Origin of the sequence: Shinella sp. CPCC 101442 (assembly GCF_024704725.1) — a bacterium.
Lineage (GTDB): Bacteria > Pseudomonadota > Alphaproteobacteria > Rhizobiales > Rhizobiaceae > Shinella.
Map to the genome: position 1 here is coordinate 1 of NZ_JALIQS010000018.1, position 26,030 is coordinate 26,030.

Below are 26,030 nucleotides of genomic sequence, written 5' to 3' on the forward strand. Positions count from 1 at the left end.
CCCCTCGTGGGGCTTTCTTGCGTTTTAAGCCTTCAAACACCCCACATCCGATGGCCTATGCTCCCTATAACGAGGTTTGTCAGCATGAGGCGGAATCGTTTTGGGATTCTCTTCCAGTCTTGCTTATGATTGAAGATCATTGCTGGTGCGGAGGCTAGCCATGATGGCGCGACCTCTTTCTCTGGATTTACGGACGCTGCCCCTGGACCTGAAGACTGCAGGGATCGACGTGCCCTACGGCACGGCCTGGTGGTTCCTGCGCAGTGAAAGCAAAACCTTCAAAAAACTCCGCATGGCCACTGGAAGACCCTGACCGTTCTGGCGGGTCTGCGCCGCGACAGCATTGTCGCGCCATGCGTGCTCGACGGTCCCATCAATGGCATCGCTTTTACCGCAGGGGGCTGGGAATTCCTCGGCTTCGGCTGGCGGTATCTTGCCGATGGGCTCCAGAAGGCGTCGATGGTTGAACCAATCGACCTATTCCAGGGTAGCAAACTCGACCGCCTCGACGTTGCGCCATGGCCCACGGCGATGGATGACCTCGGCCTTGCAGAGACCGTTGATGGTTTCAGCGTGTGCGTTGTTGTAACTGTCGCCGACGCTTCCGACAGAAGGCTCGATGCCTGCTTCTACCAGCCGTTCGGAAGAGCGAATGGACACGTATTGAACGCCCTGTCCGAGTGATGCAGGAGGCCGCCGCCATGAACGGGACGCCGATTGTGAAGAGCCTGCTCCAGAGCATCAAGAACGAAACCCGCATGTGCCCGCCAGTCAACAATGCGACGGGCGAAGGCGCCGATGACGAAGGTCACGCAAACGAAGCTCTGCCAGGTCGCGATAGAGGTAAATCCGAAACCTACAGCCTGTTCGGCGCAGGCGCTTGAACTGGCGGTTCACGCGATCCAACGGGCTCGGGGCCGACATGTCCGGCAAGGTCGTGCGGATCGGCTTCCGCGAATGATGCCCTGCGGGCTCATCGATCTCATAAGCCTGGCGACTGTGCAGCGGGTGACCTCGGTTTTCTTCACCCATTCATGCAGCGTGGCAGGCGAACAGCCGATCTTGGTCGCGATAGATGGAACGGCAGCCCACGGCGACGGATGTTCTGGTTCGTGATCCTGCACCATACGGATGGTACGCTCACGGACTTCAGGTGAAAACGTATTCGTTGTCTTGCTCATAGCGGCTCCACTTTCTCAGAAGTTGGAGCCTCCGGCAAACCCCGAGCGGTTCAAAACGGTGGATGCAGGTATGCATCCTTTGGGGCTTCCTCGTCTGTTAGGATTTTGTGAAATCAATATGTTAGGACACCGTCTACCGCTCACGCCGGCAACTGCTTGTAAGGGCGGCTTTCCTCCTGGAGCCATTTAATCAGCGACTTTATCACAGGAAGGTTCTTCCGTTCGTTCTTCACGACCAAGTAGTGGCCGTCGGTGCTCGGCATGGTGTGAGGCTGGAACCGCACAAGCTGTCCAGCAGCGATCTTGTCGGTGACATGCGACTGCCAGCCCATCAGAATGCCATGGCCGGCGATCGCGGCGAGCAAGGCGTCGGTGTAATAAGTGTAGTGATGCGCGATGTTCAGCCGTTCGCCATGGATATCGTGATAGGCCATGAACTGGGACCAGTCCGGCCACTCACCATAGTTGTCGCAGTCGATGATCTTGTGGCGCCAGAGATCCTCTAGCAGGATTTCGCCGCCGCACTTGCGCAGATAGTCTGGGCTGCAGACCGGGAACAGCCGGTCGTGAAAGAGGTAATGCACCTCGCCATCGGTCCACCCGCCCTGACCGTATCGTAGCGCGACATCTACGGAACTCATCTGCAACTCCGCGCCACGATGCTGGCTCACAGTATGGAAGCTGACATCGGGATGGTTCTCCCCAAACCTCATGATCCGCGGGACGAGCCAGAGGCTGGAAAACGAAACGTAGGACGTGATCTTCAGGTCGACGGTTTTCCGGCTAACTCGAAGCCGCTCGACAGATCCGGCGATCTCCTCAAGGCAGCGTGTCAAAGTTTGTGCGAGTTCCCTACCGCGCTCGGTGAGTTCGACCGAGCGGTGGAGCCGATCGAAAAGCGGTGCGCCAATCATGTTTTCGAAGTCACGAATCTGCCGTGTGACGGCTGGCTGGCTGACGCCCAGCTCGTTGGCGGCACCGGTGAAACTTTTCAACCTGGCGGCTGCCTCGAAGGCGACCAGAGCGGCGAAAGGGGGCAGGCGAGTCCGGAACTTTGTCATGGAGAGCTCCACATAATCTCGCATTCTCCGATAATCTACGGTTATGTCAAGGTGATGCGAATTCGCGTTGACGCTTGGCGTGTCGGGCGTTGAAATAGGCCTTACAAACACAGCAGATAAATGCTGGTGAAGGGGAATGTGATGTCTAGTCTGATGCAGCCGGCGTCGGGAAATCGCCCAGCGAGAGAGATTTTCCATGTCGTATCGAGCGAGGCCCTGACGTGGGGCGATGGCGGCGGCGACGGGTTTCTCGGAAAGGAGTTGCTCAACGCCGAGGACGGGCGCCAAGCCTACATCATTAAGGTCGAGCCGGGCGCTTACGCCGAGAGCCATTCGCATGACCGTATGGAGCACCTCCTCGTGCTGGAGGGAGACTTCTACGACCAGAACCAGACTTACGTAAAAGGCGACTTCGTCGTCCGGGGGGCGGGCGCGAACCACATTGCAGGAAGCCACAACGGCGCGCTCATCTTCCTGATGTTCACGTAAGGCCTGCGCCGCAGGGCGGCACGCTCAATTCGCTCCTCCGCCTGGAGGTATGCAAGCCAAGCCTCGTCGCACCTCGCGCGGGCAATAGCCAAGGATGCGCCATGAAGGCCTCCCCCGTCGTCAAACTGCAAGGCATCTGCAAGAGCTACGGCAGCCACGCCGTGCTGAAGAATGTCGATCTGGAGGTCCAGGCCGGCGAGGTTCTGGCGATCATCGGACCGAGCGGGTCCGGCAAATCCACACTCCTGCGTTGCATCAACTACCTGGAAAGGCCGGACTCGGGCGTCGTCGCGGTGAACGGGCTCGCCGTGCAGGGCGGCACCGAGCCCAAGCGGAACGAGCTTTTCCTGTTGCGCCGCAGCTTGGGCATGGTTTTCCAGTCCTTCAACCTCTTCCCGCACATGAGCGTGCTGCAGAATGTCAGTCTGCCGCAGCAGCGGGTGCTCCGCCGGTCGCGCGCCGAGGCGGATAAGGTCTCGATGCAGCTTCTGGATCGCGTCGGCTTGGCCGACAAGGCACAGCAATATCCGGGCCGATGTTCGGGTGGCCAGCAGCAGCGCATCGCCATCGCCCGGGCGCTCGCGCTCGACCCGAAGGTCATGCTCTTTGACGAGCCGACGTCGGCACTCGATCCGGAACTCGGCCTGGAAGTGCTCGCAGTCATGCGTCAGCTCGCCGAAAGCGGTATGACGATGATCGTCGTGACACACGAGATGGGCTTTGCCGAGAACGTGTCGGACCACGCGATGATCATGGCCGACGGTCGGGTCATCGAATATGGGGCAAGCCGCGACGTCATCCGGTCACCGAAATCGGAGCGCGCCATCCGCTTCCTGCGTGCGGTCAACGAACGATGACCATCGACACCGCGCTCTATATTCTGGCCGGACTGCCAATCACGATCGCTGTGACCGGGCTGGCGCTGATCTTCGGGGCGATTATCGGCTTTCCGCTGATGCTGGCCGCGCAGTCGACCTTCGCGCCGCTTCGCCTCCTGACGGTAGGAATCATCAGCCTCGTGCGGTCGGTCCCGCCAATCCTCTGGCTTTTCCTGATCTTCTTTGGGCTCGGATCAGGACTCATCACGCTCAGCGCATTCTCTGCCGCAGTCGTAGCATTCGGCCTCATCGCTGCCGTCAACATGGCAGAGATTTATCGCGGCGGCATGGTTGCGATCCACCACGGTCAGTACGAGGCCGCGACCGCGCTCAACTTCAGCAAATACCGCCTCTATTGCGACATTCTGATCCCCCAAATGATGCGTGTATCGATTCCCTCCGCAGCGACATACGCGATCGGCCTGCTAAAGGACTCCGCGGTCGCCTCGACGATCGGTGTGGCCGAGCTTGCCTTTCGCGGTAATCAGGTCTCGCTCCAGACCTATCGTGGCCTCGAAGTCTATGCGGTCGTGGGCCTCCTCTACATCCTTCTGAGCCTGCCGATCGCCGCCCTGTCGCGCGAGGCCGAGCATCACCTTCGTGCAAAGGTATCTCGCTGATGGACGCTTTGCTTATGGGCGTGACCTGGGAAGACATCCGCAGCTGGCTTCCCTCCTTCTGGAGCGGCTTCCTTGTCAGCGTGCGCATCACACTGGTGTCCCTCGCGATCGGCATTCCGATGGGCTTCCTGTTCGCCCTGGGCGTGCAGGTGAAAAACCGCGGGGTCCGCTATCTCTGTCTGCTGCTGGTCGAGGTCGGCCGCGGCGCGCCTGCACTGGTGCTGCTGCAATTCGTATATTTCGGCCTCCCCAGTGCCGGCCTGTCGATTGGCGCCTTTGTTGCAGCCTGTACCGCCATCAGCTTCAACACGGGCGCCTATACAAGCGAGATCATCCGTTCGGGTCTCGCAGCCGTTCCGGCAGGCCAGAACGAGGCGGTGATGGCGCTCGGCATGACCCGTTGGGATGGCTTGCGTTTCGTCATCATCCCGCAGGGTGTGCGCGTCGCAATACCCGCGCTGCTCGGCTTCGCCATCCTGGTGTTCCAGGGGACATCGCTCTGTTTCGCGATCGCCGTGCCTGAGCTCATCAGCCGTGCCTACGACATCGGCTCGATGCAATTCTTCTATTTTCCCGCGCTCGGCGTGGCCGGGATATTCTACGTGGCCATCTGTATCCCCGCCTCCTTCATCGTGTCATGGGCGGAACGCAGGGCAGGCGCGTATTCGCAACGATAACTTCCAGAGGAGACTTAAATGCGCATCACACTGCTTGCTTCCGTACTCGCGACGACTGCCATGATGACTGTTCCGGCCTATGCGCAGGACTGTAAGCCAAAGCACGAGATCACCACTGCAGACAAGGGCTTCATCACGGTTGGCGCCGTGACCTTTGCTCCATTCTCCTACATCGATAGCTCGGGCAACGTGCAAGGCGTGGACGCCGACATTCTGGCGGAAATCGCCAAGATGGAATGCCTGGAGCTCAAGACCCTGCCGACCGATGCCGCAGCCGGCATCCAGACAGTTGTGTCGGGCCGCGCCGATGTCAGCACTGGCGCCTGGTACCGCACCAAAGCACGCACCCGCGTCGTAAATCTGTCAGCGCCGCTCTACCTCGATCAGATGGCGCTTTTCTCGAAAGAGGGCCTTGTCGAGTTAGGCACGCTGGAAGGCAAACCTGTGGGCTCCGTACAGGGCAACCTCTGGGTCGCAGACTTGCAGAAGGTGTTCGGCGAAAACCTCAAGCTCTATCCGACCTCGGTCGCCATGCATCAGGATCTCGTTGCCGGTCGCCTTGCGGCTGCCTTCGACGGCTACTCGACCGGCATGAGCGCTATCAAACAGGGCACGCTGAGCGGCATCCAGGTGAAAGTCATGGACGCCGACGATCGCATCGCCGCCTCGCGTGAAGCCGGCCAGGGCACTTTCCCGATGAGTAAGAAGAATGAGGCCTTCTCTGCTGCGATCGACGCCGACATCGCCGAACTGCATGAGAGCGGCAAGATCGCCGAAATCCTCGTGAAGCACGGCCTCGAAGCCTCGGCCGCTGACACCGGCGCGCCGCGCCTGATCGAATAACATATTCCCCTCTCCAGCGGATCGAAAGCCTGCAAACAGCTCCGGCAGGCGGGAGACTATCCCGCCTGCCGCATAGAACTCCTATTTTTTGGACAAGCCCCGTGCCTGAACCCACGACAGCCATGTTCGGTATTGTTGCCTTCGGCGTCCTGGTTGCCGTGGTCAGGGTCGCCATGCTTGCCATGCGCTGGCGGGTGGGCGCCAGCGCCCGAGTGCCTGTTCTTGCCGGTCTCGCCAGCATGCCGCGGCGATATCTGCATGACGTGCACGAAGTCGTGGCGCGCAAGCCGGAAAATGCACGCATGCACGCCACACTCGCCGGCGGCTTGCTGCTGGTGCTGGTGCTCGCCGTTGCCCTCGTCTTCCACGCTGGGACGCGTGCCCTGTCCTGGATGATCCTGGCCGCCAGCGCTGTCGCGCTTTACGGCCTGATCCTTCAGGGCCGTCGCCGGTTGCCTCGCCGGCCGGCTCATCTTTCGGGCGGCAAGTGGTCGATGCTGACGCCGGCTTTCGCCCTGGTCGTCGCGTCCTTCGCGACTCTTTCCGTCGCCGCGCTTGCCGCGCCGTCTACCGCCTGGGCCGTATCCAATGGCATCGCGTTCGCATGCGGCCTAGTCGGCCTTGGCTGGCTGGCCTGGACCGTGACCAGCGGCCCGATGCGCCATGCCATCGCTGGTGCCCTTCATCTTGCCTTCCACCCCCGTCCGGCTCGCTTCGGAACGAATAAGCCGGATGGAGCCCTCCGTCCGCTCGATCTTGATGCACCCGTTCTGGGTGTCGAGACCGCCGGAAGCTTTGCCTGGAACCGGCTGATCGGCTTCGACGCCTGCGTCCAATGCGGCCGCTGCGAAAGCGCCTGTCCGGCATTCGCCGCCGGCATGCCGCTGAATCCCAAGCGTCTCATTCAGGATATCGCCGGGAATCTTTCCGCGCCCGGAACCCCTCTGAGCTATGCCGGAAGCCCGCACCCCCATATTGATCTGGCGCGCCTTGCCGCCGGGCCGATTGCGCCACTGGTTTCGGACCGAGCGGGCACGTCGCTCGGCATCGCACCGGAAACACTCTGGGCCTGCACGACCTGCCGCGCCTGCGTCCAGGAGTGCCCGATGATGATCGAGCATGTTGATGCGGTTATCGACATCCGCCGCTTCCAGACCCTCGAAGAGGCCGCCGCTCCCGGCAAGGCGGCCGAAGTGCTCGACAATCTTGATAAGACCGACACGGCCTCCGGCCGGGCTCTATCTGAACGTCTCGACTGGGCCGCCGATCTCGCCCTGCCAGTAGCGACGCCGGATTGCGAAGTCGATATCCTGCTCTGGCTCGGCGAAGCAGCCTTTGATCGCCGCAACCAGCGCACGCTGCGCGCGCTTGTCACACTCTTGCGTCAGGCCGATGTCGACTTCGCAGTTCTGGAAGAGGAGCGCGACTGTGGCGATCTCGCGCGGCGTCTGGGCGACGAGGCGAGCTTCATCCGGCTCGCGTCGGAGAACACGCGCATTCTCTCCGGACTGCGGTTCAGGCGCATCGTGACGATCGATCCGCACGTCGTCCATTCGCTGCGCAACGAGTATCAGCAGTTCGGTACTCCGCTGCATGTCGAGCACCATACCGAAGTGCTGATGCGTCTCGTCGAAGAGGGAAGGCTCAAGCCTGGCCGCCTGGAAGACCGGCGTGTGACCTACCACGACCCTTGTTATCTCGGTCGCTACAATGGCGAGACGACAGCGCCGCGCATGCTGCTGTCTGCCATCTCAACGGATTTCGTCGAGATGGAGCGCTCAGGCATGCGCTCGCGCTGTTGCGGCGGCGGCGGCGGCGCACCGATCACCGATATTGCGGGTGACAGACGCATTCCCGACATGCGCATGGGGGATGCAAGGGAAATTGACGCGCAACTCCTGATCACAGCCTGCCCATACTGTACACAGATGCTGGAAGGCGTCGCGCAGCCCCGGCTCGAAATCATCGATATCGCCGAGCTTTTGCTGGCGACAGCGGGCGAGGCCCGGCCATGATGCGCATTCACAGGCAAAGGCGCGCTCCCTCGGCACCTGGCACCGTGCCACGCGTTGATCCGCGCAAGCATGAAGCGGATACCCGGGCTGATGCCGTCGAACGTTCCGGCGCCAGCGGCCTTCTACGTCGCGATCCTCGCAAGGACAAGGATCAGAGGCTTCGCCGTGAACTGCATACCGCCCGCGCGACCAGCCGCATCGGCCAAAACACGCACCTGCCTGTTGCACCGCAGCGGATCGTGCTGGCGGACGACGTTTCCTGGATCGTCGTCGTCAGCCTTTCGGAGGAGCCGTGGCCGGATGCCGAACGCGAACTGCTGGGTGCGGCGCACAGGGTGGCTGATGAAATAGGCGGCGGTGTCATCATGGTGCGCGTTGGTTTTCAGGACCCGGCGACAGACCTCGGACAGATCGGCGCCGACCGCGCCGTCCTGCTGCCGCTGATGACCGATCCGGATGCACTCGCAGCGCATGTCGTGGCCGTGACAGAGCACTTCAACGCGCGCCATGTGTTCTTCGGCGAAGGCGGAGCGGATGCCGATGTCGCACGGCGTACGGCCATCCTGCTTGGAGAGCGACCGGCCACGTCCCTGCATCTGCTTTCGAGCGAGAGGGCCACCTTCCAAGAGGCCGGAGGCCGGACCGAGGTTTGCCGACCACTGCCGAGGGTCGCAACGCTCGCGCCGGGCCGGTTCGACGTCTACGAGAGTGGCGTTGCGCGCGAAGGCAGACGGATCGAGATCGAACTCGACGAGAAGACCTCCGGCGTTCGCGACCTCGGCGCCGTCACCGCCTCGCAACTCGATGCGCCGCTCGACGAGGCGCGTTTCATCGTCAGTGCCGGCGACGGCGTCAACGACTGGGAGGCTTTTCGCGGCGTCACGGAAGCGCTTGGCGGAACGCTTGCCGGAAGTCGCCAAGTCGTGGACGCCGGGCATCTGCCCCGGCATCGCCAGGTCGGCGCCTCGGGCACGCTGGTGGAAGCGCGGTGCTATCTGGCCTTTGGTATTTCCGGCGCGCCCCAGCATTTGCAGGGCGTGCAACGCTGCCGCTATGTCATCGCCGTCAATACCGACCTGCACGCGGCGATGGTCAAGCGCGCCGATCTTGCCATCATCGCCAACGCCCAGCAGGTCATGCCCGCCTTGGCCCGGCTTGCCGGAGGGCAGGCTGATGCGTGATCCGAAGGTCGTCGTCCTCCTCTCGGTCGGCATGCACCCTGTCTCGGGCAGGACACGCATGGCGCCTGGCGATGCGCGCGCGCTGGAAATGGCGTTGCGCCTCAGCCCCCATCCCATCGCCCTCCATGTCGGCGATGCATCGAACACGGGTTTGCGAGACTACCTCGGCATGGGCCTCGACGCGATCGAGGTTCTCGGGATCTGGACCGACGGCGGCGACATCGTGCCCACGCTTTGCGAGCGCCTCGCCGAATTGAAGCCTGATCTGGTGCTGAGCGGCATGGCTGCCGATGCCGGCGAGGCGAGCGGGATGGTCCCTTATCTCCTCGCGCATGGCCTCGGATTCAGGCACGTCTCCAGTATAGCCTCGATCGAGGTGATCGAGCCCAACGAGGCGATAGTAATTCAGGCCTATCGCGGCGCGACACGCCGACGACTGGCGGTCCAGCTTCCGGCGGTCATTTCCGCCAGTGAACTGGCACCGGCGCCGCGCGCCCGAGCATTTGCCCGTTCGCGGCGGGGTACCTTGCAGGTGACCGCCGGAATTGTTGCGAAGGATCACGAAGCCTCGACCTGGGCGCGGGCGCCAGCGCGCCGGAGGCCGAAGAAGATTTCGGCCGGGCAAACTGCCAGTGACAGTGCGCTCTTGGTCGGCCTAACGCCGGATGAGGCGGCGCATCGCATCCTCGACTTCCTCAGAGACAAGAACATCATTCAGGAAAGTGGAAAATGACGGTTAGCGCTTACGACGTCGTCGTTATCGGAGGCGGCATCATTGGAGCTGGCGCGGGCCAGCACCTTTCGTCCGCCGGCTACAAGACCGCGCTGTTGGAACGCGGCGACTACGGGGTAGCCACGAGCAGCCGCACGTCGCGCCTGCAGCATTGCGGCCTGACGTACTTTTCGGCGGCGAACCACTCGATGTGGAACTTCATCAGCCGTCCGGCCTACGTGCTGGAATGCATGGAACTCGCCCGGCGTGCGATGCGCGAGCGCGGCGACTTCGTGAAGACGTCACCCGAACGCGTGCGCAAGGTCGAATTCGTGGTTCCTTTCAATGCCCGAAGCGCGATTTCGGGCCCGCGCGCACGGCTGGCCTTCGGCATCATGTCTCTCTTCGACAGAGGCGTGCCTCTCGATCTCAAGGTCATGTCGGCCAAGGAAGCTCGACAGCATCCCGGCCTGCAGGGCATGGCCGATCTCGAGGGCGTGCGGGGAGCGCTTGCCTTTACCGAATATCAATATGTCTGGCCCGAGCGGGTCGTCCTGGACACGGTCATGAAGGCCCGCGATATCGGCCTGGACGCCTTCAATTATGCCGAGGTCGTGGCAATCCGGCGCTCCGGTAGCGATGGTTGGCAGGTGGATGCACGCTTCGCCGACGGGACGAACCGGACCTTCGAGGCAAGGGCGATCGTCAATGCCGCCGGAGCCTGGGTGGACGACGTCACCGGGCTTTGCTCCAGCGCAGCACCGCGCCTCAATTCGGGCGCCAAGGGAACGAATGCCGTGGTGCGGCTTCCGGCTTCGATGCGTGGCATCGGCATGGAGACGATCACGCCTGAGGGGGCTCCCTTCTATCTCATCCCTTGGGGCGACCTGCACTATGCCGGTCCGTGGGACACGCCGTCGCAAGCGGATCACGCCGGCTACAGGGCCGCGGAGCCGGAGGTGGACGGTATCCTGAGGATCATGAACCAGGTTTATCCGGGCATTCCGCTGCACCGCGACGATATCCTCTTCACTTGGGCAGGCGTGCGTCCACGCACGGCCCGCGATGGCGAGCCGATGGGTTCGATGGAGGTCATGGAACACGATCTGACCGACCAGGGCATGAAGAACTTCTTCGTCTTCACGGGTGGCCTGCTGATGACCCATCGCGATGCCGGACGCAGGTTGACCGCCGCCGTGGCGCGCCGGCTCCCGCCGTCCGGTCCGAAGCAGCCGCTGGATTATTCCGCCCGGCTGGTATCGGAGGGAAACCGCGCGACGGAAGCCAGCGTGCGATACGCCATCGAAAAGGAACAGGCCCGTTTGCTCGAGGACATATTGCGCCGCCGGCTTTCTCTGGGCTGGGACGAGGACCTTGGCCTCGCCCATGTCGAGAGCGTCTCTGTCATCGCCGCACCGTTGCTCGGCTGGTCCGAGGACGAGCGCCGGACCAATGTCGCCGCGTATGTCCAATCAACGATTTCCGACTTTAACCCACGCAACCCGCGCCGCTGGATCAAATCCGCATGACCAATACTGAAGCTCTACTCAAACCTTTCAAGTTGAAGCATTTGACGCTTCGCAACCGCATCATGTCGACTTCCCATGCACCGGGCTATGCGGAAGATGGCATGCCCAAGGACAAATACCAGCTATACCACGCCGAGAAGGCGAAGGGCGGCATTGCACTCACCTGCTTCGGCGGCTCGTCCTCCGTATCGAAGGACTCGCCGCTGCCCTTTAACCAGATCGATGTCAGCGACGATCGCGTCATCCCGTATTTCGAGCAATTTGCTGACCGCGTCCACGCGCATGGCGCCGCCCTCATGTGTCAGATCACGCATCTCGGCCGGCGCGGCTCATGGGACTCGCGTGACTGGCTGCCGCTGATCGGCCCGAGTACCAACCGCGAGGAGATGCATGGTTCCTATGCCAAGGAGATGGAGGACTTCGACTTCCGCCGCGTGCGCCGCCATTTCGCGGAGGCAGCCGGGCGCATCCAGCGCGGCGGCATCGACGGTTGCGAACTGATTGCGACCGCGCATCACCTGCTCGACGCCTTCCTCTCGCCCGTTGTCAACAAGCGGACCGACAAATACGGCGGCTCGCGTGAAAACCGCATGCGGTTCGTGATCGAGGTCATGGAGGAAATTCGCAGCGTCGTCGGCAAGGACTTCATCCTCGGCATGAAGTTCGTGGCCAACGAATTGCAGGACGGGGGCATGGACGCCATGGAGTGTCTGCGCATCACCCAGGCGCTCGCCGCCACCGGCCTGCTCGACTACATCAACGTCCACCAGGGACATGGCGACACGGTTCGCGGTCTGCAGAGCATGCTGCCGGACATGTCCTACGATTCCGGCGCGTTCCTCTACCTTGCCTCTGCGGTGAAGACGGAAGTGGACATCCCGGTCTTCCACTCCTCCGCGATCCGTGATCTCGCCACCGCCGCGCGTGCCGTGTCGGAGGGCCATGTCGATATGATCGCAATGACGCGCGCCCACATCGCCGATCCGCATCTCGTTCGCAAGATGATGGAAGGCCGCGATGACGACATCCGCCAGTGCGTGGGCGCCAACTACTGTATCGATCGCGTTTCCGACGGCCATCCGGCAAGCTGCATCCAGAATGTCTCGACAGGACGCGAAGGCCAGTTGCCGCACGAGGTGAAGAGCGCTCCCGCCCGCAAAAAGGTTGTGATCGTGGGGGGCGGACCGGGCGGCATGGAAGCTGCGCGCGTCGCGGCCCTGCGTGGCCACGAAGTGGTCCTGTTCGAGAAGGAATCGCAGCTCGGCGGCCAGTTGCGGTTGGCCCGCGCGCTGGGTTGGCGCGAAAGCATGGGTGGCATCAGCCGATGGCTCGACATGCAGGTCCGCAAGCTGCGCGTCGACGTGCGGACATCGACCTCTGCCACTGCGCAGGCCGTGACGGCCGAAGAGCCGGACGTCGTGATCATCGCCACGGGTGGGCGTCCGGCGATCCCCGAGATCCCGGGCCGCGAACACATCACGCCAAGCTGGGACATCCTGGCTGGCACCGTGAAGCCCGGTGAGAACGTGCTGCTCTACGATGTGACGGGAGACGCGCAGGGCCTCACTGTAGCAGACTTCATGTCCGAGCGTGGCTCGCTGGTGGAGATCGCCGCACCCGACCAGATGATCGGCGCTCATATGGGCGGTACGGGGCGCATCAACTTCATGAAGCGCCTGCATGAGCGCGATGTGGTCATGACCCCCGGGTACTATCTGCGGTCCGTGTATCTCGAGGGCAACGCGCTAATCGCGGTTCTGCGCGAAGCCTACAGCGATCGCGATCAGGAGCGGGAAGTGACGCAGATCGTCTCCGAGGCGGGTGTGATGCCGAGCGACGATCTCTACCACGAACTGCGGCCTGCCGCGACGAATGTTGGCGAACTCGACCACCAGGCCTTCATCGACCTGGCCCCGCAGACCCTGGTGAACAACGAGGCGGGGCGCTACCAGCTTTTCCGCATCGGCGATGCCGTCTACAGCCGCAACATCCATGCCGCCATGTTCGATGCCGCACGGCTTCTGCGAGCCGTCTGAGGAGCGTACCATGATCCATCTTGATGCTGAACGCATCCGTAAACTGCTGGACTATCCCTACCTCGTTGAGGCGCTGAGGGACGCTCATGCCGGACAAGGCATGCCGTTGCTCGACCGGTGCATCACCGATGCGGGCAAGGACACGTTCGTTAATCTCATGGCCTGGGCTCAGGGACGGGCCGTCGCGGTCAAGCTGGTCGGCGTCTTTCCCGAAAATGTCGGGCGCTCGCCGCCTGAACCGTCGATCCAGGGCATCGTCGTGCTCTTCGACGGCCAAACCGGCAGGGCGCTGATGACCTGTGACGGCGCCGAAATGACCTATCGCAAGACCGCTGCGGATTCCGCACTGGGTGCAAGCTTCCTCGCGCGCCGGGACGCACGCACCCTTCTGGTGATCGGCGCCGGCGGTCTCGCCCCGCATATGGTGCGTGCCCATCGCGCCGCGCGACCGGAACTCGACCGATTTCTGATCTGGAACAGAAGCCCCGGAAAGGCGATGGCGGTTGCAGATGAGCTCTCGCACGAAGGCATCGCAGTCGAGGTCCAGGCCTCTCTCGACGATGCACTGGGCCTGGCCGATATCATCTCGTCCGTCACGATGGCGACAGCACCGCTGATCAAGGGTGTGCTCCTGAAGCCGGGCACGCATGTCGATTTGGTCGGCTCCTATCTCCCGGGCATGCGCGAGGCAGATGACGACGTGATGAGCCGCGCAGCCCTGATCTGCATGGATATCCGCGCGGGTCATGATTGCACCGGCGACATAATCCAGCCGATGGAGAGCGGGGTGATCCACTTCGGGGATATTCGCGCCGATCTTTTCGAGCTGGCAACCGGTGCACATCCAGGGCGCGCATCTGACAGCGACATCACCGTGTTCAAGAACATCGGCGGCGGCCATCTCGATCTCTTTACGGCCATGGCGCTGCACCGGCGCGTCGCGGAGGACTAAATCCGTGGTCAGACCGCGTTGCGACAAATTCAGGCATTCATGGGCCGGGTCCGTAAATGCCACCCAAAGCCGAAGCGATCGGCAAGACCCCTGTAGGAGGTAGACGATGTCATCGAATAACCAGGCTCGTATCGTGTCCGAGCGCTTCTCGACTGAAGTGAAAAGCTACCGCAACTATATAGGCGGCCGCTTTACCGAACCATCCGCCTCACAGATCGAGGTTCTTAACCCGGCCTCGGGCGCCGTCGTCGGTCGCGTGCCCGAGAGCACCGCGCAGGAGGTTGACGCGGCCGTGCGGGCCGCTAAGGCTGCGCAGTCCTCGTGGGAACAACTGCCGGCGATCGAGCGCGCTGGTCATCTGCGTGCTATCAGCGGCAAGCTGCGCCAGCACCGCACTGAGCTTGCCGATATTATCGTGCGCGAGCAGGGCAAGATCCGTGGCCTCGCCCAGGTCGAGGTCGATTTCACGGCGGATTACATCGACTACATGGCCGAATGGGCACGTCGCCTCGAAGGCGAGGTGCTGACGAGCGACCGGCCGAAGGAGACGATGCTTCTCTTGCGTAAGCCGATCGGTGTCGTAGCAGGCATCCTGCCCTGGAACTTCCCGTTCTTCCTGATCGCGCGGAAGATGGCGCCGGCGCTTGTGACCGGCAACACGATCGTCATCAAGCCGAGCGAGGAGACGCCGATCAATGCTTTCATCTTCGCCGAGCTCGTCGCGGAAACGGATTTGCCTGCCGGCGTCTTCAATCTTGTCGGCGGCAAGGGCGCCGAAGCCGGCACGGCGCTGGTCAAGCATCCGGACATCGATCTGGTAACCTTCACCGGAAGCGTCGCTACCGGTACCCGCATCATGCAGATGGCCGCAGAGAACCTGACTCGGGTGAATCTCGAACTCGGGGGCAAGGCGCCGGCGATCGTTCTCGCCGACGCAGATCTCGACCTGGCGGCCAAGGCTATTCATGCCTCCCGCGTGATCAATACCGGTCAGGTCTGCAACTGCGCCGAGCGGCTCTATGTCGAGGAGTCTGTGCACGATGCCTTCGTTGCAAAGTTGAAGGTTCTGTTCGAACAGACGCGCTGGGGCGATCCGTCGGAAGCGGACGACCTCGATATGGGGCCGCTCATCAATCGTGCAGCCCTCGACAAGGTCGAAGCGGCTGTGCGCAAGGCGACCGAAGAAGGCGCGCGCATTGTGACCGGCGGCAATGTGACCGGTCAGGGCAAGGGCCATCATTTCGAGCCGACGCTGATCGCCGGCGCAACCGCTGCCATGGAGATCATGCGTCGCGAGACCTTCGGCCCCGTCCTCCCGGTTCAGGCCGTGAAGAACCTCGACGAGGCAATCGCGCTTGCCAACGACACCGAATACGGTCTGACTTCGTCCATCTATACGAGCAACCTCAACTCGGCGCTGCGTGCCTGCCGTGAGCTGAAGTTCGGCGAAACTTACATCAACCGCGAGAATTTCGAGGCGATGCAGGGGTTCCATGCGGGCCGCAAGAAGTCGGGCATTGGCGGTGCGGATGGTAAGCACGGCCTCTACGAGTTCACCGAAACCCATGTGATCTACATCCAGGGTCAGTAACGCTCATGACTGCGGGCCGGGGCTTCGCGCCTCGGCCCGAACTCGCGCTGATGGATTTATCCGCCAGAAATGCGCTGGAAACACCGGGGGCATTTTGCCTTGGCTGAAGGTAGGCGAAGGCCCACATCAGGAATGGGGAAGATCGGGTGGGCTCCGACGATATCGGCTGCTAGGATGCAGCGAAGCCAATCGCGACCGCCGACTTGAGGTCGGCAGCGGAATGGCAGCTATCTGCTAAGCCAAGGCCAATGGCGACTGACAAGTGCCGGCCCCATTCGGACGGCGAGATTACTGCGCATACGACCGCTTCTGGCGTAAGCAGAAACTCTCAATGCTGGGCCAGTTTGAGATTGAGACTTTACAAGTCTCCGTCCCATCAGGCCCCTGCAACCAAACTTCCACGCGATACCAACAAAGCCCCCTCGTGGGGCTTTTTGCGTTTTAAGCCACCAAACACCCCACATCGGGGTCTGGCCTCTGCTCGCCATCAGTGACCAGCCCCTGAAGTTTCATCCTGCTGCGATTAGAGCCACGGCGGTTTTTATACGCCAGTTGGCGCGATGGGAGCAACCGGCGGAAGCGTGAAGCTTCCACATTGCGGAGTGTTGGATCCGGTTGCGGCGATGATCCCGGCATTGTCCGCCGGGGCCTGGTATCCGAGCGATGAGTGCGGCCGGAAATTGTTGTCGTCGTCGGCCCATTGCGCAATGGCGCTGCGGGTATGATCGAGACCAAAGAACAGGCTCTCATTGTGCAGTTCGTCGCGCATGCGGCCGTTGAAGCTCTCTACATAGCCGTTTTGCATTGGTCTTCCCGGCGCAATGTGGTGCCAGTCGACCTTGTGATCCTTCGACCAGGTTAGGGTGGCATTCGAGGTCAGTTCGGCCCCGTTGTCGGAGACAATCATGCCCGGCTTGCCCCGTCACTCGACAAGCGTCGTCAGGTCCCGCGCGATACGGCGACCGGAGATCGATGTGCCCGGGATCGCCGCCAGGCATTCGCGCGTGATATCGTCGACCACATTGAGGACGCGGAAGCGTCTGCCGCAGGCGAACTGGTCGTGGACGAAATACAGCGGGCATTGGCCTTTGTTTCGACGAGGATCGGCGCACGCGTGCCAACAGCACGACGCCGGCTTTCCGCTTGCGCACGGAAAGACCTTCCGCTCGATACAGTCGATAGATACGATTGACGCCGGACGGCTCTCCGTCTCGTCGAAGCAGGATGAACAGTCGACGATAGCCAAACCGGTGACGCTCATCGGCCAGATCGCGCAACTTCGCTCGCAGTTCGACCTCCGGCGGTCGAGAGGATCGATAGCGGATCGTCTTTCGGCCTGCGGATATGATCTGGCGGGCCCGCCGTTCCGAAAGGCTCATGACCGCCTTCAGGTGCGCGACAGCGTCACGCTTGGCGGCAGGCCCGACCATTTTTTTGAAAGAAGCTCGCGGAGTGCGGCTGTATCCAGCATCTGTTCGGCGAGCAGCTTCTTCAGCTTGGCGTTCTCGTCCGCTTGTAAAAGGTCGCCTCGGAAATCCCGTGCTTGCGGCAAAGATCAGCAGCCTTGACGCCCGCCTCCTGCTCCTTCAGCACCCCAATAATCTGCTCTTCCGTAAATCTCTGCCTCTTCATAAGTCCGTCCTCGATCGGCCGGACGCTAATCCATTCTGGAGAAAATTCTCAGTGGCAGGTCAGACTTCCCGATGAACCGGCTTCACCGAAATCGCTCCCAGCCATGCCAACGGCCGCTTCTCTCTCTCTCTCTCTCTCTCTCATCACGTCGAAGCGGGATTGTGCGCCTCAGAACTGCTTTGCAGCTCGCACGCGTCCGCCTGCGGATGTCTCGCCGCCGTCGGCGATGTTGAGCAGCAGGCTCAAGTCCAGCATCCACAGGTTCGCGGTTTGCAACGAAACCCCGGCCGTCAGCGAGCCGAACGCGCCCGAGCCATCGAGGCCCGAGTAGCCGCCCGTCAGGCCCAGTTTCGGTGTCACCTGCGTGCCGTTTTCCAGCGTGAACGACCGTGCGATCTCCGCGCCCAGGCTGACACGGAACTGCTCTGCGTCGAACCCCTCGATATCTACCGTCTCCCCGACATCGTTTCGGACCGTGTAGTCGTCAACGCTTTCCGAGAAGTACAGAATACGCAGTTTCGGCGTGAAGGTCGTCGCTTCGTCGATGTCCCATTGCCCCTCGAGCGAGGTGTCGGCCATCCAGCGTGTCGTGTCGAACGTGCCGTCCCAGAACGCCGTGTCGATATCGTTGGATGAGCCGCCGTAACGCAGGCTGGCGTTCCAGAAGATGTTTCGGGCGATCTCGAACGAGGCATAGGGACCCGCAAGCCAGCCGTTGCCGGTCAGTTCTGCATCCGCATCGCTCGGGTCGGTCATCCGGTCATAGTGGAAGGACAGGCCCACAAGCACCTTTTCCGTCAGGAGATAGTCGGCGCCGGCATTGATCATCGCGAAGCTGCCCCAGCGCCCGTCATTGTCATCCCGGTTGTGCGCCAGGAAAGTGCCGTCGATCCAGATGTTGAACGGCGAGGACGCGGCCGCACTCACGCCGTCGGCATTGTCGCGCGCCGCCTCCATCTGCCGCAGGCTGGTGGAAACGCTGCCTGTCATGCCCTCTTCCGACGGCATCATGCGCGCGGTGACCGGATCGGTCGCCGCCTCCATCTGCCGGCGTTCCAGAAGCCCGGGAACCTTGATGGCCGAGGAGATCATGTTCTGCCGCGTCTCGACGAAGCCGCGTACCAATGCATCTATGTCCTCGGCAACCCTGTCCGCATCATGCGCCAGCCGGTAGGTGACGACACCTATATTGGACGTGCCGAGCGCGCTGATCAGCCTGTAGCCGACCTGCACCTCACCGGAATAGGCGGGATCGGGTTTGTATTGCAAATACCAGCCGGCAGGGGCTGCAGCAGCGCCAACCGCCGCCACCTCGCCGCGAATGATCGTCGCCTTGCCCGCATTGGCCGGCTCGACAAAGGCAAGCTCAGCCCCCGTGAACGGACCACCCGTTGCACCACGGTTGAGGTAGACATTCGCAGGCGTCCCGCCAGCCGGCACCTCCACGACGAGGTCGATAACCGTGGTTGTCCGCCGCTTCACCCGCAAGGTGAACGTCGCCTTGCCGGTAGCGCCAGCACCATCGCGCACCTGAATGGTAAAGTTATGCGTACCGGCAGCGTCGGCGGAAAGCGGGCCGGTGAGTTCGCCGGTCGAGATGTTCAACACCAGGCCTTTCGGCAACCTGCCTGAAACGACGCTGTAGATCAGCGACCCCGTTCCACCCTTCGCGGTAGTCGATTGGCTGTAATCTTCGCCTGCCATCGCTTCATCCAGAGCGCCGCCTGGCGGGGTGAAGACGAATGTCACCTTGGGCGGCTTGATCTTCAGCGAATAGCTAGCCGCACCGCTCGTGCCGACTGTATCCGTCGCGGTAACGGTGAAGGAGAAATCACCGCTTGCCGTGGGGGTGCCGGTGATAGAGGCCGTCGCGGCATTGAGGCTCACGCCCGCCGGAAGCGTACCGGCCGTCACCGCATAGCTGATCGTACCCACGCCACCGCTTGCCGAGATCGAGGTGTTCGCATAGGCAACGCCTGCCGTGCCGGCCGAAAGCGTCGTTCCCGTTCCCGGTTTCAGCACCACTGCCGGCGCTTTGATCGTAATCGTGTAGCTCGCAGCCGCCGAACCGGCCGTTGCGGCCGCCGCCGTTACTGTGAACGTCACCGTACCGAACGCACCGGATGTTGGCGTGCCACTGATCGCACCCGTCGATGCGTTGAGCCTCAGGCCGGCCGGAAGCGCTCCACTGGTCACCGTATAGCCAATTCGGCCAACGCCGCCGCTCGCGGAGATCGATGTGTCCGAATAGGATTTGCCCACAGTGCCGGCCGAAAGCGCCGTGCCCGTGGCTGGCGTTAGCACGACGGCGGGTCCACGTACCGTAATTGTGTAGCGTGCCGACGCAGAGCCCGCGGTCGCAGCCGTCGCCTTGACTGTAAAGCTTGCCGTGCCGAGTGCACCCGCAGTCGGCTTGCCGGCGATCGCACCATTTGATGCATTGAGATTCAATCCGGCCGGAAGCGACCCGCTCGTTACCGCATAGGTGATCTTGCCGACCCCGCCGCTTGCCGAGATCGCCCTGTCCGAATAGGAGACCCCGACTGTGCCCGCCGCCAAGGCTGTACCAGTTGCGGGCGTCAACGACACAGCCGGTCCGCGTACCCTTAACGTATAGCGCGCCGATGCGGCACCCGCGGATGCCCCGGTGGCCTTGATCGTGAAGCTTGCCGTACCGAAGGCGGCGACCGTCGGCGTGCCGCTGATCGCGCCGGTCGATGCATCAAGGCTCAGACCAGCCGGAAGAGCACCCTGCGTCACGGCAAAGGTGATCGCGCCAACGCCGCCGCTCGCCGAAATCGACGTGTTCGAATAAGGAACGCCGACCGTACCCGCCGAAAGCGCCGTGCCGGTTGCCGGTATCAGCACCACAGCCGAGCCGCGCACCGTAATCGTGTAGCTCGCCGAGCCAGTGCCGCTGGTTGCGGCTGTTGCCGTTACCGTGAAGGTCGCTTTTCCGAGTGCTGCGGCCGTTGGCGTACCGGTTATCGCTCCGCTCGACGCATCAAGACCAAGCCCTGCCGGAAGTGCGCCGGCCGTCACAGCATAGCTTATGACGCCAACACCGCCTGTCGCCGAAATCGAGGTATCCGAATAGGCGACACCGACCGTACCGGCCGAAAGCGCGGTGCCGGTTGCCGGCGTCAGCGTCACGGTAGTGCCCCCCACCGTAATCGTGTAGCTCGCCGCCGCGGAACCGGATGTCGCCGCCGTCGCCGTCACCGTGAAAGTCGCCGTGCCGAAGGCTCCGGCGGTCGGTGTACCAGTGATCATCCCGGTCGATGCGTTAAGACTCAGCCCTGCTGGAAGCGCCCCGCTCGTAACCGCGTAGCCGATCGTCCCCACACCGCCACTCGCCGAAATCGAGGTGTCCGAATAGGCGACACCGACCGTACCGGCCGAAAGCGCCGTGCCGGTTGCCGGTATCAGCACCACCGCCGTGCCGCGCACCGTAATCGTGTAGCTCGCCGCCGCGGAACCCGATGTCGCTGCCGTCGCCGTCACCGTGAAAGTCGTCGTGCCGAAGGCTCCGGCGGCCGGCGTACCAGTGATCGCACCGGTCGATGCGTTAAGGCTCAGCCCTGTGGGAAGCGCCCCGCTCGTAACCGCATAGCCGATCGTCCCCACGCCGCCACTTGCCGAAATCGAGGTGTCATAATAGGCCACACCGACCGTGCCTGCCGATAGCGCCGTGCCGGTTGCCGGCGTCAGCACGATCGGCGGTGCGCCCACGGCGATCGAATAGCTTGCCGAGGCCGAACCCGCGGTCGCCGCGGTCGCCGTCACCGTGAAATTCGCCGTTCCGAAGCCTCCGGCGGTCGGCGTGCCCGAGATCGCACCTGTCGATGCATTGAGGCTCAGCCCCGCGGGAAGCGCGCCGCTCGTCACGGCATAGCTAATCGTTCCCACGCCGCCACCCGCGGAGATCGACGTATCCGAATAAACGACGCCAACGGTGCCGGCCGTCAAAGCAGTCCCCGTTACCGGCGTCAGCACGACCGTTGGTCCGCCCACCGCAATCGAATAGCTCGCCGAAGCCGAACCGCTGACCGCCGCCGTCGCCGTGACCGTGAAGTTCGACGTGCCGAGCGCGCCAGCCGTTGGCGTGCCGGTGATTGCACCCGTCGATGTATTGAGGCTCAGGCCTGCCGGGAGCGTGCCACCCGTCACGGAGAAACTGACCGCACCAACGCCGCCGCCCGCCGAAATCGATGTGTTCGAATAGGCAATGCCCACCGTGCCGGCCGTCAAGGCAGTTCCCGTTACCGGCGTCAGAACGACCGCGGTTCCTCCCACGGCAATCGTGTAGCTCGCCGAGGCCGAACCGGTCGTTGCCGCTGTCGCTGTTACCGTGAAACTCGCCGTACCGAAGGCTCCGGCGGTCGGGGTACCAGTAATAGCGCCTGTCGATGCGTTGATGCTCAGACCGGCGGGAAGCGCCCCTGCCGTTACGGCATAACTGATTGTTCCGACACCGCCGCTGGCCGAGATCGACGCATCCGAGTAGGCGGCACCGACCGTGCCGGCCGTAAGCGCCGATCCGGTTGCCGGCGTCAGCACCATCGGCGGCGCTACCACCGTGATCGAATAGGCGGCCGAAGCCGTGCCTGTCGTTGCCGCGGTCGCCGTTACCGTGAAATTGGCCGTACCAAGCGCAGCAGCCGTCGGCGTGCCGGTGATCGCACCGCTCGAGGCATTGAGGCTCAGCCCCGTCGGAAGCGAGCCGGCCGTTATGGCATAGCTGATCGTTCCCACGCCGCCGGTGGCCGAGATCGACGTAACCGAATAGCCTGTCCCGACCGTGCCGCCCGACAGCGCCGTGCCGGATGCCGGCGCCAGGACCATCGGCGGGGCTACCATCGTGATCGAATAGGCGGCCGAAGCCGTGCCTGTCGTGGCCGCCGTTGCCGTTACCGTGAAATTGGACGTACCGAGTGCAGCACCCGTCGGCGTGCCGGTGATCGCACCGCTCGAGGCATTGAGGCTCAGTCCTGTCGGCAGCGAGCCAGCCGTTACGGCATAGCTGATCGTTCCCACGCCGCCGGTGGCCGAGATCGACGTATCCGAATAGCCTGTCCCGACCGTGCCGCCCGACAGCGCCGTACCGGATACCGGTGTCAGCACCATCGGCGGGGCAACCACCGTGAGTGAATAGTTGTTTGCGCTGGAACCCGACGTCGCCGCCGTTGCCGTCACCGTGAAATTGGACGTGCCGAGGGCCGCGGCCGCCGGTGTGCCGGTGATTGCACCGCTGGATGCGTCGAGGCCAAGCCCGGATGGGAGCGCGCCGGCGGTGACCGTGTAGGTGAAGGCGCCAAGCCCGCCGCTCGCCGAGATCGTCGTCGCCGCATAGGCCGTCCCCACCGTGCCGCCCGTCAGGGCACCGCTCGCCGGCGTCACCACCACCGGCGGCGCCTCGATTTCCAGCGTGTAGCTGGCCAAGGCCGACCCGGTGGTCGTGGCCGTCGCCGTCACGGTGAAATTCGCCATGCCGAATCCGGCCGCCGTCGGCGTGCCGGTGATCGCACCGGTCGTGGTATTCAAGGCAAGGCCATCGGGAAGCGCGCCGGCCGTCACGGCGTAGCTCAGTGCGCCAACCCCGCCGCTCGCCGAGATCGACGTATTCGAATAGGAAACGCCAACCGTGCCGGTCGAAAATACGGTTCCGGTCGTCGGCGTCAGCACCACCGGTGGCGCCACAATTGTGATCGGATAGGTGGCTTGCTCCACGTTGCCGAACATCGACATTACCGCGACGTCGACGCTTGCGGTGCCAAGGGCGGCGGCCGTTGGCGTGCCTGTGATCTCGCCTGTTAAAGCGTTTATCGTCAGGCCGTCCGGAAGTCCGCTTGCTGAGAAGGTAACCCCACCCAAGGGGGAACTCGCCGAGATCGACGTGTCCGTATAGGCCGAACCGACAACGCCGCCGGTCAACGCAGTGCCTGACGCCGGCGAGAGATTCAGTGGCGGCCCGACGGTCGTGATCTGATAGGCCTCTGCAACCGAGCCGCTTGTCGCGGCAGTCGCCGTAATGGTGAAATTGAACGTGCCGATAGCGGTCGGCGTGCCGTTGATTGCTCCGGTCGACGTGTTCACGGTGAGCCCTGGCGGTAACGCACCTGCCGTTAGGGCATAGGTGATGGTTCCCACGCCGCCCGTCGCCGAAATAGCCGTCGAATAGGCGACCCCCGCCGTGCCTGATGTCAATGGACCGCCGACCGGGGCCAGGACCACAGGTGGCGCGGTGATCGTGATCGAATAGCTGGCGGCGGCCGACCCGGCCGTTGCGGCCGTTGCCGTCACCGTGAAGTTCGTCGTTCCAAGTGCCCCGGCTGTCGGCGTGCCCGTTATCGCACCTGTCGATGTGTTGAGGGTGAGCCCCGCCGGCACCGAGCCGGAGGTTACGGCATAGGTGATCGTTCCGGCACCACCCGTCGCCGAAATGGACGTGTTCGAGTAAGACGAGCCGACCACGCCGGCGGTCAGGGCCGTCCCGGTCGTCGGCGTCAGCACCACGGGGGGCGCCGTCACCGTGATTGAATAGCTGGCGCTGGCCGCGCCGCTGGTCGCGGCCGTCGCCGTCACCGTGAAACTCGCGGTTCCGATCGCGCCCACTGTGGGCGTGCCGGTGATCGCGCCGGTCGATGCATTGATGCCGAGGCCTGCCGGCAGCGCGCCGGCGGTCACCGCATAGCTGATCGCACCCGATCCCCCGCTCGCCGAGATCGATGCGTTGGAGTAGGAGGTTCCCACCACGCCGGCCGAAAGCGCCGTGCCGCTTGCCGGCGTCAGCGACACCGGGGGGAAGGCATTGATGGTGACGGTAACGTCCTGCAAGAGGAAGTGCACGCCGCCGGTCGAGATGGTGGTGCTGTCCTGGACCTTCAATTTGAAAGTCGAACTGCCGACCGCCGATGGTGTGCCGGACAGGAGACCGCTGCCTGAGAGACTTAAGCCCGGGGGCAGGCTGCCGCTGTCGCGGGTATAGGTGTAACCTGGGGTGCCGCCGCTTGCCGAAAACTGCACGCTGTAGGCCGTGCCAACGCCGCCGTCCGGCGGGCTGTCAGGCGTCACGTCGATGGCAGGCGCAGCGATGAGGACGCTGTAGGCCTTGTCGAGCGTATTGGCCGTCGGCGTCGTCGAATCGGTCACGCGGACGGTAAAGTTGTAGGGACCCGAGCCGGTCGGCGTGCCGGAGATGACACCGGCGGAGGAAAGGGTGAGGCCGGGCGGCAGGTTGCTGCCTGCCACGAGCGAATAGGTATAGGGGGTGGTTCCGCCAGTCGTGCTGAGTGCCTGATTATAGGAGGTCCCGATGACGGGCGTCGCAACGCTTGCGGGCGTGACCGTCAGCGGAGAGGTCGACGGATTGATCGTGATGTTGAATGTAACGGTCGGATTGCCGGTGTCGGCTTCTGTAAGGATGAACGTGTCGGATGTCGCCCCATCCCCGTTGTTGGTGTAAATGACGGAGAAGCCGTTAATTAAAATATCACCGTGGGATGGTAATAACGGGTGGCTATCCGTATAGCCCCAGAATGCACAAGTAAAGGTTACGCTGCCGCCCGAGGTTATAGTCGCGGTCTGCGGTGAGGTACAAGCCGCCTGAGCTGCTGTCACCGGCCACAGGACGATCAGCCAGATCAAGGTCAGAAATGACAAAAAAAACGCCGGCTTGGCGCGATGCCCGCGCAAAACGCACGATTTTTCAAGCCATTGCTTATACATTATCCCGCCCCTATTCACACAGAATGCCACGAGGGGGAAAATCCCACGTCGCGGCCAGCCCGTTCTGCGCTTTGGCTATTGACTGGCATGAAACGCGAGGCGACACAACCTTGCATCGTAGTTGATAAAAGTATTCTCTTATGTAGATACTACTGAAGCGCCCTTCCCAAGATGCCGTCATGAGAGAAATTGGGTGCGAGAGTAAGTTCAAAGTCGTTAAATTGTTGGTGGGGACAGCCATGACCGAAGTATATCTCGGGTAAATCATGATGAGTGGGTTTGCGTTTGCTCCGCACAATTTCGCGCTCCGCAACGGCCAGATTTTGGGGATTAACCAGAATCAGGGGCTTGTCACAAATTTTCCAGATTGACCGTATGTTGACCATAGGAAGAGAAATCCTCGCTCCAAGTGTTGTGGAGCGGGCCGATGATTCTGAATGCCATTGCCGAAAAGCTGAAACGCCAGTCGAAAAATGACTTCAAAGGAAGGCATTCTGAGGCGTGACTGATCGTCCAGGCGGTTATCTGGTATGTGTTTCGGCATGGAATATTGACCCCTCTGGCGAGGTGACTGGCGTCCAGTTTTGCCCCCCCCACCTGTTTCGTCTGACCATTCGTCTTTTGCTGGCGGATGGAGGGGGAGTTGAAGCGAGTGGATACGATTGCCCGTGTTCGCCGGGCCTTCCATGTGCAGGGCTGGTCAGTGAAGAAGGTCGTTCGGGAGCTGCACGTTTCCCGCAACACGGTGCGCAAGATACTGCGATCCGATGAGACTGACTTTCCTACGAGCGAGAACGCAAGCTATTGCCGAAGACCGGGGCTCGGAAGACCGAAATCGAGCGCTTTCTGGCCGCGAACGAAGGCAAGCCCTCTCGTGAACGGCTGACGGTGATCCGGATTTACGA

16 protein-coding genes and 4 pseudogenes are annotated in these 26,030 nt (G+C 62.7%); 16 read left to right on the forward strand and 4 right to left on the reverse strand.

Annotation, left to right across the window (positions count from 1 at the left end; all coding sequences use genetic code 11):
* Positions 1 to 160 precede the first annotated feature (160 nt).
* Both MUO32_RS28750 and MUO32_RS29445 read left to right on the forward strand, forming a co-directional pair.
* The gene (locus tag MUO32_RS28750) at positions 161 to 313 is read left to right on the forward strand and encodes a hypothetical protein (protein ID WP_257951848.1); all 153 of its coding nucleotides are present in this window, start codon (positions 161 to 163) and stop codon (positions 311 to 313) included.
* A pseudogene (locus tag MUO32_RS29445) lies at positions 277 to 396 on the forward strand (IS630 family transposase); the annotation flags it as partial. The gene MUO32_RS28750 and the pseudogene MUO32_RS29445, both read left to right, overlap by 37 nt.
* Before the next feature lie 15 nt (positions 397 to 411).
* Here the strand turns inward: MUO32_RS29445 and MUO32_RS28755 are convergent.
* Both MUO32_RS28755 and MUO32_RS28760 read right to left on the reverse strand, forming a co-directional pair.
* A pseudogene (locus tag MUO32_RS28755) lies at positions 412 to 1,181 on the reverse strand (DDE-type integrase/transposase/recombinase); the annotation flags it as partial.
* Positions 1,182 to 1,321: 140 nt separating this feature from the next.
* Complete coding sequence (locus tag MUO32_RS28760) at positions 1,322 to 2,242, reverse strand: LysR substrate-binding domain-containing protein (RefSeq protein ID WP_257951811.1); 921 nt, start codon at positions 2,240 to 2,242, stop codon at positions 1,322 to 1,324.
* Between the two features lie 141 nt (positions 2,243 to 2,383).
* Between MUO32_RS28760 and MUO32_RS28765 the strand changes: the two genes are divergently transcribed.
* The 12 genes from MUO32_RS28765 (at position 2,384) to aldA (ending at position 15,765) form a co-directional block, all read left to right on the forward strand.
* Positions 2,384 to 2,731: a cupin domain-containing protein gene (locus tag MUO32_RS28765; RefSeq protein ID WP_257951812.1), complete on the forward strand. Its 348-nt coding sequence runs from the start codon at positions 2,384 to 2,386 to the stop codon at positions 2,729 to 2,731.
* A gap of 101 nt (positions 2,732 to 2,832) precedes the next feature.
* Positions 2,833 to 3,588: an amino acid ABC transporter ATP-binding protein gene (locus MUO32_RS28770; protein WP_257951813.1), complete on the forward strand. Its 756-nt coding sequence runs from the start codon at positions 2,833 to 2,835 to the stop codon at positions 3,586 to 3,588.
* On the forward strand, positions 3,585 to 4,229 hold the full coding sequence (locus MUO32_RS28775; protein WP_257951814.1) for an amino acid ABC transporter permease: 645 nt from the start codon (positions 3,585 to 3,587) through the stop codon (positions 4,227 to 4,229). The genes MUO32_RS28770 and MUO32_RS28775 overlap by 4 nt, the downstream gene beginning before the upstream one ends.
* Positions 4,230 to 4,243: 14 nt before the next feature.
* Positions 4,244 to 4,906 (forward strand): amino acid ABC transporter permease, encoded by a 663-nt coding sequence (locus MUO32_RS28780; protein ID WP_257951815.1) that lies wholly within the window; start codon positions 4,244 to 4,246, stop codon positions 4,904 to 4,906.
* 18 nt (positions 4,907 to 4,924) lie between these two features.
* Positions 4,925 to 5,749 carry an ABC transporter substrate-binding protein gene (locus MUO32_RS28785; RefSeq protein WP_257951816.1) on the forward strand — a complete coding sequence of 275 codons (825 nt, stop codon included), beginning with the start codon at positions 4,925 to 4,927 and terminating at the stop codon, positions 5,747 to 5,749.
* Between the two features lie 101 nt (positions 5,750 to 5,850).
* The gene (locus tag MUO32_RS28790; protein WP_257951817.1) at positions 5,851 to 7,764 is read left to right on the forward strand and encodes a (Fe-S)-binding protein; all 1,914 of its coding nucleotides are present in this window, start codon (positions 5,851 to 5,853) and stop codon (positions 7,762 to 7,764) included.
* Positions 7,761 to 8,945, forward strand: coding sequence for an electron transfer flavoprotein subunit alpha/FixB family protein (locus MUO32_RS28795; RefSeq protein ID WP_257951818.1), 1,185 nt, complete (start codon positions 7,761 to 7,763; stop codon positions 8,943 to 8,945). The genes MUO32_RS28790 and MUO32_RS28795 overlap by 4 nt, the downstream gene beginning before the upstream one ends.
* A complete protein-coding gene (locus tag MUO32_RS28800; protein ID WP_257951819.1) occupies positions 8,938 to 9,678 on the forward strand; it encodes a hypothetical protein in 741 nt (246 codons plus the stop codon). The genes MUO32_RS28795 and MUO32_RS28800 overlap by 8 nt, the downstream gene beginning before the upstream one ends.
* Complete coding sequence (locus MUO32_RS28805) at positions 9,675 to 11,186, forward strand: FAD-dependent oxidoreductase (protein ID WP_257951820.1); 1,512 nt, start codon at positions 9,675 to 9,677, stop codon at positions 11,184 to 11,186. The genes MUO32_RS28800 and MUO32_RS28805 overlap by 4 nt, the downstream gene beginning before the upstream one ends.
* Positions 11,183 to 13,222 carry an NADH:flavin oxidoreductase gene (locus MUO32_RS28810; RefSeq protein WP_257951821.1) on the forward strand — a complete coding sequence of 680 codons (2,040 nt, stop codon included), beginning with the start codon at positions 11,183 to 11,185 and terminating at the stop codon, positions 13,220 to 13,222. The genes MUO32_RS28805 and MUO32_RS28810 overlap by 4 nt, the downstream gene beginning before the upstream one ends.
* 10 nt (positions 13,223 to 13,232) lie before the next feature.
* The gene (locus MUO32_RS28815) at positions 13,233 to 14,174 is read left to right on the forward strand and encodes an ornithine cyclodeaminase (protein ID WP_257951822.1); all 942 of its coding nucleotides are present in this window, start codon (positions 13,233 to 13,235) and stop codon (positions 14,172 to 14,174) included.
* A 106-nt stretch (positions 14,175 to 14,280) separates the two neighbouring features.
* On the forward strand, positions 14,281 to 15,765 hold the full coding sequence (gene aldA, locus MUO32_RS28820) for an aldehyde dehydrogenase (RefSeq protein WP_257951823.1): 1,485 nt from the start codon (positions 14,281 to 14,283) through the stop codon (positions 15,763 to 15,765).
* Positions 15,766 to 16,274: 509 nt separating this feature from the next.
* Here aldA and MUO32_RS28825 read toward each other — a convergent pair.
* Positions 16,275 to 17,397, reverse strand: a pseudogene (locus MUO32_RS28825) (IS3 family transposase).
* A 168-nt stretch (positions 17,398 to 17,565) separates the two neighbouring features.
* On the reverse strand, positions 17,566 to 25,059 hold the full coding sequence (locus MUO32_RS28830) for a putative Ig domain-containing protein (RefSeq protein WP_257951824.1): 7,494 nt from the start codon (positions 25,057 to 25,059) through the stop codon (positions 17,566 to 17,568).
* Positions 25,060 to 25,394: 335 nt separating this feature from the next.
* On the opposite strand from MUO32_RS28830, the gene MUO32_RS29450 reads away from it, so the two are divergent.
* Complete coding sequence (locus tag MUO32_RS29450; protein ID WP_374708738.1) at positions 25,395 to 25,496, forward strand: hypothetical protein; 102 nt, start codon at positions 25,395 to 25,397, stop codon at positions 25,494 to 25,496.
* A gap of 56 nt (positions 25,497 to 25,552) precedes the next feature.
* Positions 25,553 to 25,627: pseudogene (locus MUO32_RS28835) on the forward strand (IS6 family transposase); the annotation flags it as partial.
* Positions 25,628 to 26,030: the final 403 nt, after the last annotated feature.

What these genes read in the sequence shown, in the direction of transcription:
- MUO32_RS28750 (WP_257951848.1), top strand. Translation starts at nt 161, where the DNA reads ATGATGGCGCGACCTCTTTCTCTGGATTTACGGACGCTGCCCCTGGAC.
- MUO32_RS28760 (WP_257951811.1), bottom strand. Translation starts at nt 2,242, where the DNA reads ATGACAAAGTTCCGGACTCGCCTGCCCCCTTTCGCCGCTCTGGTCGCC.
- MUO32_RS28765 (WP_257951812.1), top strand. Translation starts at nt 2,384, where the DNA reads ATGTCTAGTCTGATGCAGCCGGCGTCGGGAAATCGCCCAGCGAGAGAG.
- MUO32_RS28770 (WP_257951813.1), top strand. Translation starts at nt 2,833, where the DNA reads ATGAAGGCCTCCCCCGTCGTCAAACTGCAAGGCATCTGCAAGAGCTAC.
- MUO32_RS28775 (WP_257951814.1), top strand. Translation starts at nt 3,585, where the DNA reads ATGACCATCGACACCGCGCTCTATATTCTGGCCGGACTGCCAATCACG.
- MUO32_RS28780 (WP_257951815.1), top strand. Translation starts at nt 4,244, where the DNA reads ATGGGCGTGACCTGGGAAGACATCCGCAGCTGGCTTCCCTCCTTCTGG.
- MUO32_RS28785 (WP_257951816.1), top strand. Translation starts at nt 4,925, where the DNA reads ATGCGCATCACACTGCTTGCTTCCGTACTCGCGACGACTGCCATGATG.
- MUO32_RS28795 (WP_257951818.1), top strand. Translation starts at nt 7,761, where the DNA reads ATGATGCGCATTCACAGGCAAAGGCGCGCTCCCTCGGCACCTGGCACC.
- MUO32_RS28800 (WP_257951819.1), top strand. Translation starts at nt 8,938, where the DNA reads ATGCGTGATCCGAAGGTCGTCGTCCTCCTCTCGGTCGGCATGCACCCT.
- MUO32_RS28805 (WP_257951820.1), top strand. Translation starts at nt 9,675, where the DNA reads ATGACGGTTAGCGCTTACGACGTCGTCGTTATCGGAGGCGGCATCATT.
- MUO32_RS28810 (WP_257951821.1), top strand. Translation starts at nt 11,183, where the DNA reads ATGACCAATACTGAAGCTCTACTCAAACCTTTCAAGTTGAAGCATTTG.
- MUO32_RS28815 (WP_257951822.1), top strand. Translation starts at nt 13,233, where the DNA reads ATGATCCATCTTGATGCTGAACGCATCCGTAAACTGCTGGACTATCCC.
- aldA (WP_257951823.1), top strand. Translation starts at nt 14,281, where the DNA reads ATGTCATCGAATAACCAGGCTCGTATCGTGTCCGAGCGCTTCTCGACT.
- MUO32_RS29450 (WP_374708738.1), top strand. Translation starts at nt 25,395, where the DNA reads ATGAGTGGGTTTGCGTTTGCTCCGCACAATTTCGCGCTCCGCAACGGC.